The organism is Zwartia panacis, assembly GCF_030410395.1.
Taxonomy (GTDB): Bacteria; Pseudomonadota; Gammaproteobacteria; order Burkholderiales; family Burkholderiaceae_B; genus Zwartia; species Zwartia panacis.
The window spans coordinates 84466-100276 of the sequence record NZ_JAUHHF010000007.1; the positions used below are offsets into that span (position 1 = coordinate 84466).

13 protein-coding genes are annotated in these 15811 nt (G+C 51.9%); 7 read left to right on the top strand and 6 right to left on the bottom strand.

Annotation, left to right across the window (positions count from 1 at the left end; all coding sequences use genetic code 11):
* Positions 1-84 precede the first annotated feature (84 nt).
* From QWY30_RS10775 to QWY30_RS10800, 6 genes are read left to right on the top strand one after another with little or no spacing between them, the layout of a single operon-like run.
* Positions 85-1008: an NAD(P)-dependent oxidoreductase gene (locus QWY30_RS10775; RefSeq protein WP_290240888.1), complete on the top strand. Its 924-nt coding sequence runs from the start codon at positions 85-87 to the stop codon at positions 1006-1008.
* Between the two features lie 10 nt (positions 1009-1018).
* Entirely contained in the window at positions 1019-2011 is a 993-nt protein-coding gene (locus QWY30_RS10780; protein ID WP_290240890.1) for a Bug family tripartite tricarboxylate transporter substrate binding protein, read from the top strand.
* A gap of 54 nt (positions 2012-2065) precedes the next feature.
* Positions 2066-3661 (top strand): efflux transporter outer membrane subunit, encoded by a 1596-nt coding sequence (locus QWY30_RS10785; protein WP_290240892.1) that lies wholly within the window; start codon positions 2066-2068, stop codon positions 3659-3661.
* Entirely contained in the window at positions 3658-4788 is a 1131-nt protein-coding gene (locus QWY30_RS10790) for an efflux RND transporter periplasmic adaptor subunit (protein ID WP_290240895.1), read from the top strand. The genes QWY30_RS10785 and QWY30_RS10790 overlap by 4 nt, the downstream gene beginning before the upstream one ends.
* A 24-nt stretch (positions 4789-4812) precedes the next feature.
* Positions 4813-8004: an efflux RND transporter permease subunit gene (locus QWY30_RS10795; RefSeq protein WP_290240897.1), complete on the top strand. Its 3192-nt coding sequence runs from the start codon at positions 4813-4815 to the stop codon at positions 8002-8004.
* A 58-nt stretch (positions 8005-8062) separates the two neighbouring features.
* Positions 8063-8587: a carboxymuconolactone decarboxylase family protein gene (locus QWY30_RS10800; RefSeq protein ID WP_290240899.1), complete on the top strand. Its 525-nt coding sequence runs from the start codon at positions 8063-8065 to the stop codon at positions 8585-8587.
* Between the two features lie 37 nt (positions 8588-8624).
* Here the strand turns inward: QWY30_RS10800 and QWY30_RS10805 are convergent, their stop codons facing one another.
* The 5 genes from QWY30_RS10805 to QWY30_RS10825 are packed head-to-tail and all read right to left on the bottom strand — an operon-like array spanning position 8625 to position 14001.
* Positions 8625-9413 (bottom strand): class II aldolase/adducin family protein, encoded by a 789-nt coding sequence (locus QWY30_RS10805; protein ID WP_290240900.1) that lies wholly within the window; start codon positions 9411-9413, stop codon positions 8625-8627.
* Between the two features lie 31 nt (positions 9414-9444).
* Entirely contained in the window at positions 9445-10422 is a 978-nt protein-coding gene (locus QWY30_RS10810; RefSeq protein WP_290240902.1) for a 2-hydroxyacid dehydrogenase, read from the bottom strand.
* A 15-nt stretch (positions 10423-10437) separates the two neighbouring features.
* A complete protein-coding gene (locus tag QWY30_RS10815; protein ID WP_290240990.1) occupies positions 10438-12012 on the bottom strand; it encodes an acyl-CoA synthetase in 1575 nt (524 codons plus the stop codon).
* Positions 12013-12026: 14 nt separating this feature from the next.
* Positions 12027-13193, bottom strand: coding sequence for an acetyl-CoA acetyltransferase (locus QWY30_RS10820; RefSeq protein ID WP_290240904.1), 1167 nt, complete (start codon positions 13191-13193; stop codon positions 12027-12029).
* Positions 13194-13203: 10 nt separating this feature from the next.
* Positions 13204-14001: an SDR family NAD(P)-dependent oxidoreductase gene (locus QWY30_RS10825; RefSeq protein WP_290240906.1), complete on the bottom strand. Its 798-nt coding sequence runs from the start codon at positions 13999-14001 to the stop codon at positions 13204-13206.
* Positions 14002-14095: 94 nt separating this feature from the next.
* Between QWY30_RS10825 and QWY30_RS10830 the strand changes: the two genes are divergently transcribed.
* Positions 14096-14782 carry a glutathione S-transferase family protein gene (locus QWY30_RS10830; protein WP_290240909.1) on the top strand — a complete coding sequence of 229 codons (687 nt, stop codon included), beginning with the start codon at positions 14096-14098 and terminating at the stop codon, positions 14780-14782.
* An 11-nt stretch (positions 14783-14793) separates the two neighbouring features.
* On the opposite strand, the gene QWY30_RS10835 is transcribed toward QWY30_RS10830, so the two are convergent.
* On the bottom strand, positions 14794-15768 hold the full coding sequence (locus QWY30_RS10835; protein WP_290240911.1) for a Bug family tripartite tricarboxylate transporter substrate binding protein: 975 nt from the start codon (positions 15766-15768) through the stop codon (positions 14794-14796).
* Between the last annotated feature and the right edge of the window lie 43 nt (positions 15769-15811).

Genomic DNA, 15811 nt, shown 5'->3' on the forward strand with positions numbered 1-15811 from the left:
CTCCGGTATGATCTGATTTTCTATTTTCGCCCCGAGCTTTGTCTTTGAGGGCTTTTGTGGGCACCAGCCCGGGATCTGATAATCATGAAAGCTGTTTTTATTGATGCAAGTGCCACTCTGGGTGATGTAGCTGAACGTTTGCACCAAGCCGACGACATCCCACTGCTCGTGAACCGCCAGGTGGATATCACTCCTGAGCAAATTCCCGCAGTGATGGGGGATGCCGAGATCTTGATCGTCGACCACACTGCCGTCCCCACCGCGATCGCCAAGCAGTGCAAGGGTCTCAAGCATGTCGTATTCCTGGGTACTGGTGCCAGGTCCTATATGAATCCGGAGGAACTGGCTGAAATAGGCATTGAAGTGCACATTATCAAAGGTTACGGCGATACAGCGGTAGCCGAATGCGCGTTTGCGCTGATGTGGGCCAGCGCCAAGGGCTTTGCCCGCATGGACCGTGAAATGCGCGCGGGTAACTGGTTGCGTACTGAGGCGGTTCAGCTCACAGGTAAAACGCTAGGATTGATAGGCTTTGGCGGAATTGCAGCCGAAATGGCACGATTGGCGCTGGGCGCCGGCATGAAGGTGCTTGCTTGGAATCGAACACCCAAGACCTGCCCTGGTGTCTCTTTCGTGTCGCTTGAAGAGTTGCTGGCGCAGAGTCAGGTGATTTCCTTGCATTTGTTGCTCAATGACGAGACGAGAGGATTCATCTCCCGCGCGCGTATTGCTCAAATGAAAGATGGTGTGATTTTGGTCAATACAGCCCGTGGTGCCGTCATCGACGAACAAGCCATGATCGATGCCTTAAGTTCGGGCAAGATTGCGCATGCCGGGCTCGATGTGTTTGAAATCGAGCCCTTGCCAAAGGACCATCCCTTCACCAAGATTGAAAATGTCACACTTTCAGCGCATTCTGCCTTTAGAACGCCCGAGGCGAGTGACAACTTGATCGAAGCATCTTTAAACCACTGTCGCCGAATTTCGGGGCAGGGCACACAGCGTTAAGGAGATCTTTATGCGCCAGGTACTCAAAAAAGTCACTCTCGCACTGGTAGCTTCTGCGGCCTGTTCGGTTGCGATCGCACAGGCTGATAAATGGCCTTCGCGTTCAATTACGATCGTCGGAGGATTTCCCAATGGTTCTGGCGTGGATATTTACGCGCGCAAAATTGGTGAGGCTCTGACTGCCGCCTGGAATGTTCCGGTCGTCGTGGATGCGAAAACAGGTGCGGGTGGGAATATCGCGTCGGATATGGTGGCACGCGCCCAGCCTGATGGTTATACGTATTTGTTTGGCACAGCAGGTACGCATGCCATCAACCCTGCGTTGTACAAGAAACTCAGTTTTGACGTTGAAAATGACTTTACCCGGATTGCCATTTTGGGCGATGTGCCGAATGTCCTGTTGATTAATCCAAAAAAGCATCCTGACATCAAAACATGTGCTGATTTGCTCAAACTGATGCGAGATAAACCCGGCACTTTGAATTACGGCTCCACGGGCAACGGCGCTTCAACGCATTTGGCTGGCGCGCAGTTTGCCAGTGCAGCTAAAGTTGATATGGTCCATGTGCCTTACCGTGGACAAGGTCCCGCCATGACGGCTTTACTGGGTGGGGATGTGGATATGTTTTTTAATCAAAGCGCGCCTGCCATCGCCTCAGTCAAGGGAGGGCGGACAATCGCTTTGGCGGTCACGAGCCCAACCAGGCTCAGCGCCTTGCCAGATGTGCCGACAGTTGCCGAGGCATGTAATTTGCCAGGTTTTGTGAGCACAACATGGTATGGTTTGTTCGGTCCGGCCAAGTTGCCAGCAGATATTTCGGCAAAGATGAGTGCTGAAATTGTAAAAATCGTCTCGACGCCTGAGTTTAAAGCATGGTTGACAGACACCCAGGGCATCACGCCTGCCGCTGATCCAAGTCCGGCTGCTTTTGCCCGTATCCACAAAGAAGATCTCAAGAAATGGGCGGAAATCGTGAAAATTTCAGGCGCGCAGGTCGACTGAGTTTGTGAGTATTTGGCATCGACGGGCGAGGTAAAAGTGCTTTAGAATCCGACGATGCTTTCATCTCACACCGTTTTCTTAAAATTGTGGCTCCTCAGACGTATTTTCCTAGTCTTTGGAGCCATTTCTGTTTCCGGCTGCATGGTGGGACCTGACTTTCAGGCTCCTGAGACTAAACTGCAAGCCCAGTTCAGTGATCCCCAAAAGACTGAATTCACGGAACCGATTCCGACCTCTCTGGAAGGGGCGCCCAACCCTGTGCGATGGTGGGCAGGATTTAATGATCCAACTTTGACAGATTTGCTGGCTCGCGCCGCGAGAGACAACTTGTCCCTTCAGCGTGCGGCCATACGGATTTATCAGGCGCGTTCCCAGCTCGGCGTAGCAGATGCCAGCCTGTTACCAACCGTGGGACTGAGTGGCGGCGCTGCGCGTAGCGATCAGCCCAATGCCTTGACGCAGTTTCTCAATATTTCCTCTGTTTCCACTACGCAAAATTTAGTCGTTCAGGCGAATTGGGAAATTGATTTTTGGGGTAAATATCGTCGCGGCATTGAAAGTACAGCTTCCTCACTGTTTTCGACCACCGCGGCCTACTATGCCGCGGACGTTTCGCTCGCCGCGGATGTGGCAAATACCTACATCACGATTCGCAATTACCAGTCTCTGATCCGCGTGGCGCGCGCCAACCTTGCCTTGCAGGCAGAAAGTTTGCGTATCGCCTCATCCCGGTTTAAAAATGGTGCGACTTCCTTACTGGATCTCAGTCAGGCCGAGTCGCAGTACGAGCAGACTAAATCTGAGATTCCGACTTTGATTTCAGCGCTGAAAAATGCTGAATATGCCATGAGTATTTTGCTTGGCGAGACTCCGGATTTTTATGAAAAAACCTATGGCAAAACAACGGGTACTTTGCAGCCTCCCAAGTCGTTGCAAGTCGGGATCCCGAAGGATCTGTTGCGTCGTCGTCCGGATGTGTTGCAAGCCGAGTACGCAGCGGCCGCCCAGTCCGCATTGATTGGGGTCAATACCGCAGCGTTATACCCAAGCTTCTCGTTGAGCGGATATTTCGGTTTCCAAAATGTCTCGGTGAATAACGTCAGTCAATCCAGCTTATTCTCCTGGGACAACCGGACGGCTTCGATTGGAGGGAGCTTTATGTTCCCGCTTTTTTATCGCGGCGCCATCATTGACCAGATCCGCGTACAGGATGCGGTGTTCCAAAGTAGCGTATTAGCTTATCAAAATCAGGTTTTACAAGCTCAAAAAGAAGTTGAACAAGCACTCACTGCGATTTCTACGACACGTAGTTCGACTGAAGACCTTAAAAAATCGGTCGCCGCAGCGCAGCGCGCCGCCACGCTGGCCTTGGACCGTTACAAAGCGGGACAAAATGACTACAACACTGTGATCGTGGCCCAGCAGCAACTTTTGCAAGTGCAAAACAGTTTGGTCCAGACACAAACAAACAATCTTCTTGGCTACGTTGCCGCTTTCAAGGCGCTTGGAGGAGGCTGGTCAGGTGAGTTCGCTGTGCCTGCCTTGCCCCCCGCCATGGTCAAGCAGATGCAGGAGAGAACAAATTGGGGCGATGCCTTGGCGAATCCTGCCGAGCCACGCCTAGTGAAGTCTAGTGAGACGATTCAATGAGCACGATGATAAACAACCATATTTCGAGAAGACTGCTTGGCGTGGGGGCGGCGTTATTGTCTGTTTTCTTCTTAACAGCCTGCGACAAAAAGGCGCCTTCAAAAGTCAGTCCACCTCCTGCAGTCACCGTTGCGAAGCCCGTTTCTCAGGATGTACGAAGTTTTGAGATTTTTGATGGCAACGTTGCGGCCTATTTGTCCGTCGATCTCGAGGCACGTGTTCCCGGCTTTCTGACCAAAATTGCTTTTGATGACGGCGCATATGTCAAAAAAGATCAATTGCTTTTCGTCATTGAACAAGATCAATATGCGCAGCAGGTGAACCTCACGCGTGCGGTATTCGAAGAAGCGAAAATCGAAATCACACGTCAAAAAGCGCTTTTGAAAGACAACGCCACGTCGCAAGCTGCTGTCGACAAGGCGATGTCGCAGTACCTCCAGGCCGAAGCCAACCTCAAGCTGGCCGAAATCAATTTCGGCTATACCGAAGTTCGCGCGCCTTTTGATGGGTTGATGGGCCGACATTTGATCGATGTTGGCAACTACTTGGGTTCGAGTCCGCAAGGTGTCAAGCTTGCAACGATTCAAAAAATTGATCCGATCTATGTCTATTTTTCTATCAACGAACGCGATTTGTTGAAATATCAAAAACGTTTTGTCAATGAGAACGAGCGTAAGTCGCAAGTCAACAAACTCCCTGTGCATGTTCAGCTTCAGGGGGAAGAGGGCTTTCCGCACACGGGGACTCTGGACTTTGCCGCTAACCTGTTGAGCACCAGCACGGGTTCTCTTCAGCTGCGTGCAGAACTCCCCAATAACAAGTTCAATCTATTGCCAGGTCTGTATGCCAAAGTCCGGGTCGAATACGGTGAGCCCAGACTGGCGGTCCTGATTCCCAATAGCAGTGTGTTGACGGATCAACAGGGTGATTATGTTTTTGTCGTTGACGACACGCAAAAGGCTTCGCGTCGCAATATCAAGCGTGGTCAAAAGTTTGGACCGCTCGTCGAGGTCACGAGTGGTCTTAGTGCTGCCGATACGGTGATCATCAACGGTTTTATCAACGTCAGGGATGGTCTGGTTGTGAAACCCGAGCTCTCGAGCGTTGCACCCTTGCCTGCACGTTAAATCAGCCAGGCAACAGGATCATCCATGCTTTCTAAATTTTTCATCGAACGTCCGGTTCTTGGCAATGTGATCGCATTGATCACAATGTTGATTGGAGCTGTCTCCATTCTCGGTTTGCCGATTGCCCAATACCCGCCCATGACGCCGCCAACGGTGCAGGTCACGACCATGTGGCCTGGTGCGAGCGCCAGTCTGGTTCAGCAGTTGGTTGCCAGTAACATCGAGAATCAGGTCAACGGTGTAGAGAATATGCTCTACATGCAGTCGGATTCCACAAACGACGGCCGCTACACCTTGACAGTGACCTTCGAGGTGGGAACGGACCCAAACATGGCGCAGGTCACGGTTCAGAACCGGGTGGCGATCGCATTGGCCTCATTGCCTCAGGCCGTGCAAAAGCAAGGTGTGACCACCAAAGTTCAGTCGACATCCATTTTGCAGTTCGTGACGCTGACCTCCAGTAACCCTGAGCATGATGCCCTGTTTCTGAGTAACTTTGCCAACTTGCAATTGCAAAACCGGCTGGCACGGATACCAGGTGTCGCGGCCGCGAACGTATTTGGTGTGGGCAATTACAGTATGCGGATCTGGTTGGATCCAGCACAGCTCAAAATGCGTAATTTGACACCCACTGATGTCGCGACAGCCATTAGTCGTCAGAACGTCATGTTGGCTGCGGGGCAGGTTGGAGCGCCACCTGTTCCAATGGGGCAGGATTTTCAGCTGACGTTGAATGTCACGAGTGCGCTTGAAACGCCTGAGCAGTTCGAGCAAATTTTGCTTAAAACAAATGATCAAGGCGAGTTGACCCGTCTCAAGGACGTTGCACGTGTGGAGATGGGTAGCCAGAACTACAGCCAGTTTTTTCGTCTAGGGGATAAACCGGCTGGTGGTATCGCGATCTACCAGCTGCCTGCAGCCAACGCGATTGATGTCGCCAAGGCGGTCAGAGCCGAGATGGACAAGATCTCCAAGACTTTCCCCAAAGAAATCAAATGGGAAATTCCTTTTGACACCACGATGTTCGTGACGGCTTCCATCACCGAGGTCTATCACACGCTATTCGAAGCAGGCATTTTGGTGCTGTTGGTCATTATGTTGTTTTTGCAGGATTGGCGCGCGACGCTGGTGCCCGCAACGACTGTGCCCGTCACGATTATTGGTGCATTCGCTTGTATGGCGGCGATGGGCTTTTCGATCAATTTATTAACGCTGTTCGCGATCGTCTTGTGTATTGGTATTGTGGTGGACGATGCGATTGTGGTAGTGGAGGGGGTCGCCAAGAAAGTCGAGCTTGGTCAGACTCCCCGCCAAGGTGCCATCAGTGCGATGAATGAACTTCTTGGTCCGATCATCGGTATTACGTTGGTGCTCATGGCTGTATTTTTACCCGCCTCCTTCATTGCGGGAATTACAGGCCAGATGTATCGGCAGTTTGCGCTTGTGATTGCCGCCACTGCGTTGATCAGCGGTATTAACGCCGTGACGCTTAAACCCACGCAAGCCGCCCAGTTCATCACGCCTAAATTGCCTGGCGCGAAAAAGAATTGGTTTTTCGTCAAATTCGATCAGGTTTTTGAAAGGATCTCTGACTGGTACGCCAATCTGATGCACCATCTGATGGACAACAGAAAGATCACGTCCCTGGTGGGAATTGTGTTGATTATTGGCGCGATTATCGGATTGATCCGTTTGCCGACAGGTTTCATACCGAACGAAGATCAGGGGTATCTCGTGGTTTCTGTTCAGTTACCCGATGCTGCGTCACTCACCCGTACACAGGCGGGGATGGCTAAAGTTGTCACCGCGATTGAAAAAGTCCCGGGTGTACAGCAAGTTGTGTCGATTGGTGGTGTCAATGCGCTCAGCAACAACAGCTCCCAATCCAACACCGGTGTGATGTATGTCATTTTGAAACCCTGGGAGGCGCGTGGCAAGGTCAAGGGTGAGGATCTCAAGTCGATCTATGCCGGAATGAGCGAAGCTATAAAATCCATCCAGGAGGTCAGTGCAAACGTATTACTGCCTCCCGCGATTCCCGGGCTGGGTTTGTCGGGTGGTTTTCAAATGCAGTTGCAACTGATAGATGGCAGCAACGATTTTAAAAAGCTAGAACAAATTACCGAGGAATTCCTTCAGCAGGCGCGCGCTCGGCCAGAAATCATGGCGATTTTTACGCCGTTCAGAAATAACGTCCCACAGCTCAAATTGACGTTTAATCCCTCCAGGGCTGAAACGCTAGGCGTGTCACTCGGTGATGCCTATGATGTTCTGCAGTCTTCGATTGGTTCAACCTACGTCAACCAGTTCTTCAAATACGGTCAGACTTATCAGGTTTTCCTTCAGGCTGATGGCAAAAGTCGAGTGAGCCCCGATCAGATTAATCGCCTCTATGTGAAAAACAAGTCGGGCAACATGGTGCCGCTGGGATCATTTATTGAGATCACGGAAACGACCGGTCCTGCGATTGCTTCGCAATACAATATTTATCCAACTGCCGCCATACTCGGTGCCGCAGCCGACGGTTATAGCTCAGGTCAGGTCATCACCGCGCTTGAGGAGTTGGCACGGACAACGTTACCCGAGTCGGCAAGCTTTGAGTGGACAGCGATGTCCTATCAGGAGAAGTTGGTTGGAAATACGGTTGTATTAGTTTTTGCGCTCTCTATCTTGCTGGTCTACTTAGTCCTTGCGGCACAGTATGAGTCTTGGTCAGCTCCGATTTCGGTGATTCTGGCTGTTCCTCTTGCGCTTGTCGGCACGGTCATCGCATTATCTGCGACAGGACTTGCCAACAATATTTATGTTCAGATCGGTTTGGTTCTAATGATTGCGCTCGCCTCCAAAAATGCAATTTTGATTGTCGAAGTCGCACTCGAAGAGCGCAAAAAGGGTTTATCTCCAGTCGAAGCTGCTCTGAAGGCCTCTCATGAGCGGTTCCGACCGATTGTGATGACATCGATCGCGTTTATCTTGGGGGTCGTCCCGTTGCTGACGGCCTCAGGCGCGGGTGCTGCCGCCCGGGTCTCGATTGGCATCACAGTATTCAGCGGGATGATTGCCTCTACGTGTTTGGCGGTCGCGCTGGTGCCTGTGTTTTATGTCGAGATTCAGACCTGGGTAGAAAAGCGTCAGGCCAAGCACGAAGCTAAAGCTGCCGCGCGTTTGGCGGCGCATGAGCGAGCGATGGCTGACAAGAACACGTCGCAGTCATGAGCTTTTCGCCCACGCTCTGCGATTAAACTCTCTTTTTAAATTGATCGAGATCATCTAAATGGCACGCATTTCCTACGCAGACTTGAACAACCCCGAAGCCAAACCATTGGTGGAGCGCATTACCGCTGAACGCGGCAGTGTCTTGCATCTTTATCAAATGCTCTTGCACAGTCCACCAGTGGCGAGCGGCTGGTTAAATTACCTGACCGCGATTCGTCAACAAAGCTCCTTGCCAGGTGCTTTACGAGAGCTGGTCATTATGCGGATTGCGATTGTGAATGGTGCCCCTTACGAGGCAGAACAACACGCGCCGATCGCCTTGCGTGAAGGCGTGACCCAAGCTCAATTAGATGATTTGGCTGATTGGAAGCAGTCCAAGCAATTCGATCCGACACAACGTGCTGTCCTGGCGTATGCCGATGCCATGACTAAAGAAATTCACGTTTCTGCCGAGGTCTTTGCCGGCGTCAAAGCCTTGCTCAGTGAGCGACTCATTGTGGAGTTGACGGCAACGATCGGCGCCTACAACATGGTTTCGCGTTTCCTCGAGGCCTTACAAATCCACTCGCACGACGCTCGATAAAAGTAACGTCGCGCGGGCGCTCCTTTTTAGGTTTTGATCAAGATGTGTACAGTGGGTAGCCACCAGGCTCGGCATCCAGAAGTCTGAGCATGGCGTGCCATTCCAGTTCACCATAAGGGCGACGTACACCTGGCTGATATAGGTGTGCGGACTTTTCCAGAATTTCCTTTGGTGGAATGCAGAGTGCGGCGCCTGCTGCCATCGCATCGACTTGCGCACGACAAGACATTTCGAGCTGATACATCAAATTAAAGGCCTGAGGGACTGAAGCACCACTGGTCAATAATCCGTGATTTCGTAAGATCATCGCATTGTGTTGACCCAGATCCCTGACCAGACTTTCGCGTTCAGCCAGATCAATTGCCGGACCATTAAAGTCGTGATAACCAATATGGTTGTTAAAGCGGCTGGCCGTCTGAGTCATAGGCAGTAGACCGCAGTCCATTGAGGAAACCGCCATGCCTGCGCGCGTGTGAGTATGAATCACGCAGCTGATGTCTGGGCGAGCGGTGTGGATGCAACCATGGATGACATAGCCGCTTTTGTTGATGCCGTAATCGGTGTCAGGCTTGCGAACAATTTCGCCCTCGACGGTGATGCGAACAAGACTGGAAGCTGTGATTTCTTTGTAGAGCAAGCCATACAAATTGATCAGCAAATCCTCGGTGCCCGGGATGCGAGCTGTGATGTGGTTGTAAATCATATCGGTCATCCCGTACTTGTCCATCAAGCGATAGCAAGCCGCTAATGTGACGCGTGTTTCCCATTCTTCGGGACTGACTTTGCCTTTCAGGGATTCGAAATTCGTTGAAAATTTACCGCTCATGATGATCTCCTGGGTTTTTATTGGAATGTTCTTAGCCGGGCTGCGCGACAATGATATCGGCGGCATCCAGCGGTTGTTTATTGAAAAATAACTCAATGTTACGAAACATATGTCCGACGATATGCGGAACGTTGTCATAGACACCACCGGCAGAATGCGGAGTGGCCACGACTTGATCCATATGGAGTAATGGATGGTCGGCGCGTGGTGGCTCACCCTCAAAGGTGTCTAAGCCTGCACTCGAGAGCTGTCCGGAGCGCAAGGCATCGATCAGATCGCCCTCATGGATGAGTTCGCCTCGAGCGGTGTTGATCAACATTGCGCCACGTTTCATTTTGTTGAATGTTTGCGCGTTAAAGAGATGTTTGGTTTGTTCAGTAAGAGGGGCGTGCAGACTCAAAATATCGCTTTGCGCCAGTAGCGTATCAAAGTCCACATGCCGCACATTGAATTCTTTTTCTGTTGCGGGATCAAGTCTTGTGCGGCTGTGGGTGATGAGGTTCACATTAAACCCGCTCAGCCGCTTGGCGACAAAGCGCGCGATATTGCCAAAACCAAATAAACCCACTGTTTTACCGTCAAGTTTTGCGCATACGGTGCGCAACTCTGCGGCGATCCATTTGCCTTCCTGAAGACTGCGATGCGCAAGGGGTAATCGACGCGAGGTCGCAAGGATCAGCATCAAGGTGTGCTCGGAGACAGGGATAGAAGTGGCACCAGCCGTGATGGCTACCGTCACACCCGCACGGCGGGCAGCTTCCAGATCAATCTTGTCTACGCCGATTCCCCATTTTTGGATCATCTTTAGGCGCGGTGCCTGACGAATCATCTGGTCTGTCACAAAAGTGCCTGCAGCCATGATGACCTCAGCCTGGTGCACCAGCTCAAGATGCTCTGCCTGATCATTTGTTTTCGCAAAACTGATGGTGTAATGCGGTGGTGTCAACCCGCGGATGACCTCGATGGTCGGTTGGGCCATGGGGGTCAGAAAGACGATATGAGGATGCATACGTGAGATGAAAAACTAGGTTTGGGTGATCGCGATTTCGCCGCGTTCGATCAATAACGCCTTGATGTCTTTTTTGACAATCTTTCCATACCCCGACTTGGGCATCGTATCCCAAAAGATAAACTGTCTCGGCCAGCGATATTTCGCACAGCGACCTTCAAGATGGCCGAGTAATTCAGCAGTTTCCAGAGCAGAATATCCATCGCGACGCACAACAACCGCCACACCGATTTCTCCCCATTTTTCATCGGGTACACCCAGGATTGCGATTTCAGCGACACCGGGATGTGTCAGCAAAACTTCTTCGACTTCTCGCGGGTAGACATTCGACCCCCCTGAAATGTACATATCGGATTCGCGTCCAGTGATGTAAAGCAATCCGCGTTCGTCCATCCGACCCAGGTCGCCGGTATGGAACCACCCACCACGTAATGCCTTGGCTGTCGCCTCGGGATTGCCGTGATAACCAGCGAATACCGCGGGACCTCGACAACAAATTTCACCGATTTCGCCTACGGGAACTGGCTCGAGCTTGTCATTGAGGACGGCGACCTCCATTCCGACGCGAGGTCTGCCGCAAGAGCCGATGTTGGCATTCGGATCCGTGTCGTCCGCGCTGTGCATTTCGCGTGGCAGGACGGTGATATTGCCTGTGACTTCACCCAGTCCGAAATATTGCACCAAGACTTTGCCAAGCTTGTGCAGGGCAAGCTTTTGATCGGCCCGATACATGGGGGCGCCTGCGTAAATCACATAACGCAGAGAGCTGTGATCATACTGATCAACAGCAGGGTGTTCGACCAGCATTTTAATGATGGTAGGCACTGTGAACATATTGGTGACGCGATATCGCTCGACGGCTTGCCAAAACACGGCTGGATCAAGCTTTTCGCTAGGCATTAAAACCGTGGCGGCACCTCGCGCCACATTCAGGAGTGCATGGATGCCTGCGCCATGTGAAAGCGGAGCCACGGCGATTGAGCAATCTTGCTCAGTTGTGCCGGGTATCAGATCAGCCAAATGGTTGTTGACGACAAATGCCATTTGTCCATGCGTCAAAATACCTGCTTTGGGTTTGCCAGTCGTGCCGGAGGTATAAAAAAACCAAAGCGGATCATCGTAAGAAACTGTTTCTTCCGCATCGATCGCCCCTAAATGTTCGGCAATCAATGCTTCGTAGGACCGCTCATTGGCACGTGGCTGACCGATCACCACGATGTGTTGCAAAGAATCGGATGCATCTTTGACTGCGTCGGTGTGCGCGTGAAAACAATCCTCGACAATCATGACTTTCGCGCCACTCGAGGCTCCCAGGTATGCAACCTCGGGAGGTGTCAAGCGAAAGTTGGTCGGTACCCACACACAGCCAAGCTTGAAGGCAGTCCAGCTGTTTTCGAAGGTTTGAAGATTATTTCGCGACTGAAGCAAAATACGGTCGCCCTTATGGACGCCCAACGCGCGCAGGGCGCTGACCATCGCATTGACTCGCGCATTGATCTCGGCCCACGTCCAGGTTTTTTCACCTTGAATCAGTGCGGGGTGTTGCGGGTAGAGGCGGGCGGTATGGGTGAGCAACCGCCCGAGATTCATCGACTGCGCAGCGTTCACGTGGACTCCAGAACACTCAGATAATTGGCAACCGCGGCACCACCCATATTAAAGACAGCACCCATATTTGCACCTGTGATTTGCATCTCTCCAGCCGTGCCAGACAGTTGCATGGCGGCCATCACATGTTGAGACACACCTGTCGCACCAATGGGATGACCGCGGGACTTGAGTCCACCGGAAGGATTGACGGGTAGTTTGCCATCCTTTGTCGTGATGCCATCAAGAATCACACGACCGCCTTGACCATGAGCTGCCAGTCCCATTGCCTCGTATTCGAGCATTTCAGCAATTGTGAAACAGTCATGTGTTTCAACAAACTTCAAATCGGATAGCGTGGCACCTGCATCAGCCAGTCCCTTTTGCCAGGCAAGTGCGGCGCCCTCAAAGCGTGTCGCATCGCGACGCGAAAGAGGTAAATACTCATTGACGTGTGTCCGTGAACGCCAGCGAACTGCGGGAACCTTTGCTCCAGCAAGGGGCTCGTTGGATAAGACAAGGGCCGCGGCCCCATCCGATACAAGTGAACAGTCCGAGCGCTTGAGCGGACCTGCGACGAAGGGATTTTTCTCGGACGGATTTCGGCAAAAATCAAAACCCAAATCCCGGCGCATATGTGCGTAAGGGTTGTGCATGCCATTGGCATGGTTTTTGGCGGAAATAGCAGCTAAGGCATCAGACTGATCACCAAAGCGCTCGAAATACTGGCCGGCGATTTGGCCGAAAACGCCTGCAAAACCTCCCTCGGTGTGTCCTTCTTCTTTAACATAAGAGGCTTTGAGCAAGATGTCGCCAATCTCTTTGTTAGGCAGGGTATTCATTTTCTCCATGCCCACAACCAGAGCGCGTTTGATCCGTCCGCTGGCCAACGCATCGAGTGCCGCCCAGATGGCGGCAGAACCTGTGGCACAGGCATTTTCCATCCGCACGGAAGGTGTGTGACGAAACTCTGGAATGGCTACGCCGATGAGTGCGCCACTGAAGTCTTGCTGTACAAATCCCGCGTTGAAGTGGCCGACAAAGATGCCGTCGATATCACCTGGTTCCAGACCCGCGCTCGCAATCGCAGGCAGCGCAGCTTCACGGATCAGTTGATCGAAATCCATATTGTCGAGCCTGCCGAACTGGGTATGACCCCAGCCAACGATATAAGGTTGTTTCATCGCGAACTCCTTAGATAGATCCGGTTTGGCTCTTGCGAAGAGTCGGAATGCCCACGCCAGAAGCATCAAAGCCGCCATCGACCGCGATGCACTGACCATTGATAAATGAGGCCGCGGGGCTACACAGGAAACCCACCGCTTCGGCGATTTCTTCGGGTGTGCCATAACGATTCATCGGAATCGTGTCGTAGTAGTCTGAACGAATCGCGACGCTGTGTACGAGTTTAGCCATTTCCGTATCAACAGGACCTGGTGCGACAACGTTGGCGCGAATACCAATCGTGCCAAGTTCGACAGCTTGTTGTTTAGTGAGGTGGATAATGGCGGCTTTGCTCGTTCCATAGGCCACGCGCAGGGTGCTGGCGCGCAAGCCAGAGATTGATGCGATGTTGACGATCGATCCGCTGCCATTTTTTTTCATGTAAGGAATGCATGCTTGGGAGCATAAAAAAGCTCCATCAAGATTGGTCCCCATCACGTAACGAAACTCTTCGAATGTCGTTTCACCTAAAGGTTTGAACACCGCGACGCCCGCATTGTTCACAAGCGCATCGATGCGGCCAAACTTTGCTGCAATAAGATCGATTGCAGTCTGCACTTGATCAGGTTTTGAGATGTCGCAAGACAAGGCGAGTACACGATCGGGGGCATTGAGCTCTGTCTCCGTTGTCTTGAGTGTTGCCGCTTCGATGTCTAGCAACGCTACGCGATAGTCATGCGCGAGAAACCATTTGGCGATTGCCAGGCCAATTCCGCGGGCGCCACCCGTGACAACGGCTACAGGACGAATGGAAGGGGTTGAGGTCAAGAGCGGCTCCAAATTAGTAAGGAATAATACTTAGACAGTGTCAGACTTTACCAAATCGCGCTAAAGTAGGGGGACGCGGAACGTGGAGACCTCTATGAGCCTGAAACTATATGATTTGGCTGGAGCTCAGCCGGAACGTCGGTTTAGCCCGTACTGCTGGCGAATCCGAATGGCGTTAGCCCACAAAGGGCTCGAGGCTGAGGTGATTCCCTGGCGCTTTAGTGACAAGGCTGTACTTGCGCCGAGTGGACAGGGCAAAGTGCCAGTCCTCGTGCATAACAATAAATGGCTGTCTGACTCTTGGGTCATCGCAAACTACCTCGAAGAGCAGTTTCCGGGTCATCCCTCTCTTTTTGCGGGAGCCGAGGGCAGAGCGCTTAGCTACATCTACTCTACGCTTGGGGATTTTCACAGCGGACAGATCGTGCGCTTGGTCTTGATGGATATTTACAAACATTTAGCCGATCAAGATAAAGAGTATTTTAGGCAGTCTCGGGAGCAACGTTTCGGGATGACACTTGAACAGGTTGTTCAAAATCGTGACACACAGTTGCCTGTGTTCAGGGATAGTTTGTTTCCCTTGCGAGCCGTACTCAAAACCCAGCCTTTCTTTGGTGGGGACGAGCCGCTCTATGCGGATTACGCGCTTTTCGGGCAATTTCAGTGGGCCCGATGCATCAGCGACTTTGAGTTGCTCGCAGCGGACGATCCCATCGCGCATTGGCGAACAAGAATGCTCAATGCCTTTGATGGCTTGGCCTTGTCCGCTCCCGCTTACTGATCCTGCATCAACTACTCTTTTTTGTTCATAAACTCGATCAGATCAGAGAATGTTTTTTTGTATTCGATCATCTCTTGGTCCATCTCTTTGGGATCACGGATATCGAGAATCAAACCTGCCTTTTCCGCAAAGTCGGCGAACTCTTTGCTTCTTGCCACACGCAGAGAGGCCGCGACGAGTTTGTCCAATACGTCTTTAGGTATTCCCTTCGGTGCCACGACGCCATAATCAGCAGGCAAGGTGACGTTATATCCCGCCTGTACCACTGATTCAGCATTGGGGAAAAGCGCGTATTTTTCTTTTGAAAATGATGCCAGTACCCTGACCGTTCCTGCATCAACGTGTGCACGCACAGTCGGAGCGTAGCCAGAGGTCGCCTCGACACGCCCACCTAGCAGGGCAACAAGCGCCTCACCCCCGCCGCCAGTAAAAGGTACAGTCGCCAGCCTGACTTTGGCAACTTTGTTCAGTTCCTGGATGACGAGATCTGGAGCGGTTCTATAGCCTGAGACCGCAACGCGTATTTTGCCCGGATTTTTTCGAGCGGCATCCAAAAGGTCTTCGAGCGTTTTGTAGGGGGAATCCGCTTTAACAGTAATGATCGCGGGCAGATCGACGAGAGAGACAATGGATTGGTAGTCGGCCGGACTTTTCCAAGTCAGCGACTTATTCACGAGTGGCTGGTAGGCCAAAACGCTGTTTGAACTCAAACCAATCGTATAACCATCGGGTTTTGCCCGGATCACTTGTCCAGTGCCAATGGTCGCGGAACCACCAGGTTTGTTTTCGACGTTGACGGTCGCATTTAATTCTTTTGCCAATTGGCTGGCAAATTGTCTTGAGATCGGGTCCGTCGAGCCACCGGGTGCATAAGGCACGATAAAGGTGATGTCCCGGCTAGGGTAGGTTTGCGCAATGACAGTTGTTGTGGTCAATGCGAAAAGTGCAAGGGCCAAGAAACTGGCTGATTTTTTTATCAATGACATTGTCTGCTCCGATTTTTGATCTATTTCCCCATGAGACAGAAGA

Bases quoted from the DNA above. Each gene is read 5' to 3' on its own strand.
- QWY30_RS10775 (WP_290240888.1), top strand. From the start codon at position 85: ATGAAAGCTGTTTTTATTGATGCAAGTGCCACTCTGGGTGATGTAGCT.
- QWY30_RS10785 (WP_290240892.1), top strand. From the start codon at position 2,066: ATGCTTTCATCTCACACCGTTTTCTTAAAATTGTGGCTCCTCAGACGT.
- QWY30_RS10780 (WP_290240890.1), top strand. From the start codon at position 1,019: ATGCGCCAGGTACTCAAAAAAGTCACTCTCGCACTGGTAGCTTCTGCG.
- QWY30_RS10835 (WP_290240911.1), bottom strand. From the start codon at position 15,768: ATGTCATTGATAAAAAAATCAGCCAGTTTCTTGGCCCTTGCACTTTTC.
- QWY30_RS10815 (WP_290240990.1), bottom strand. From the start codon at position 12,012: ATGAATCTCGGGCGGTTGCTCACCCATACCGCCCGCCTCTACCCGCAA.
- QWY30_RS10820 (WP_290240904.1), bottom strand. From the start codon at position 13,193: ATGAAACAACCTTATATCGTTGGCTGGGGTCATACCCAGTTCGGCAGG.
- QWY30_RS10810 (WP_290240902.1), bottom strand. From the start codon at position 10,422: ATGCATCCTCATATCGTCTTTCTGACCCCCATGGCCCAACCGACCATC.
- QWY30_RS10800 (WP_290240899.1), top strand. From the start codon at position 8,063: ATGGCACGCATTTCCTACGCAGACTTGAACAACCCCGAAGCCAAACCA.
- QWY30_RS10790 (WP_290240895.1), top strand. From the start codon at position 3,658: ATGAGCACGATGATAAACAACCATATTTCGAGAAGACTGCTTGGCGTG.
- QWY30_RS10795 (WP_290240897.1), top strand. From the start codon at position 4,813: ATGCTTTCTAAATTTTTCATCGAACGTCCGGTTCTTGGCAATGTGATC.
- QWY30_RS10830 (WP_290240909.1), top strand. From the start codon at position 14,096: ATGAGCCTGAAACTATATGATTTGGCTGGAGCTCAGCCGGAACGTCGG.
- QWY30_RS10805 (WP_290240900.1), bottom strand. From the start codon at position 9,413: ATGAGCGGTAAATTTTCAACGAATTTCGAATCCCTGAAAGGCAAAGTC.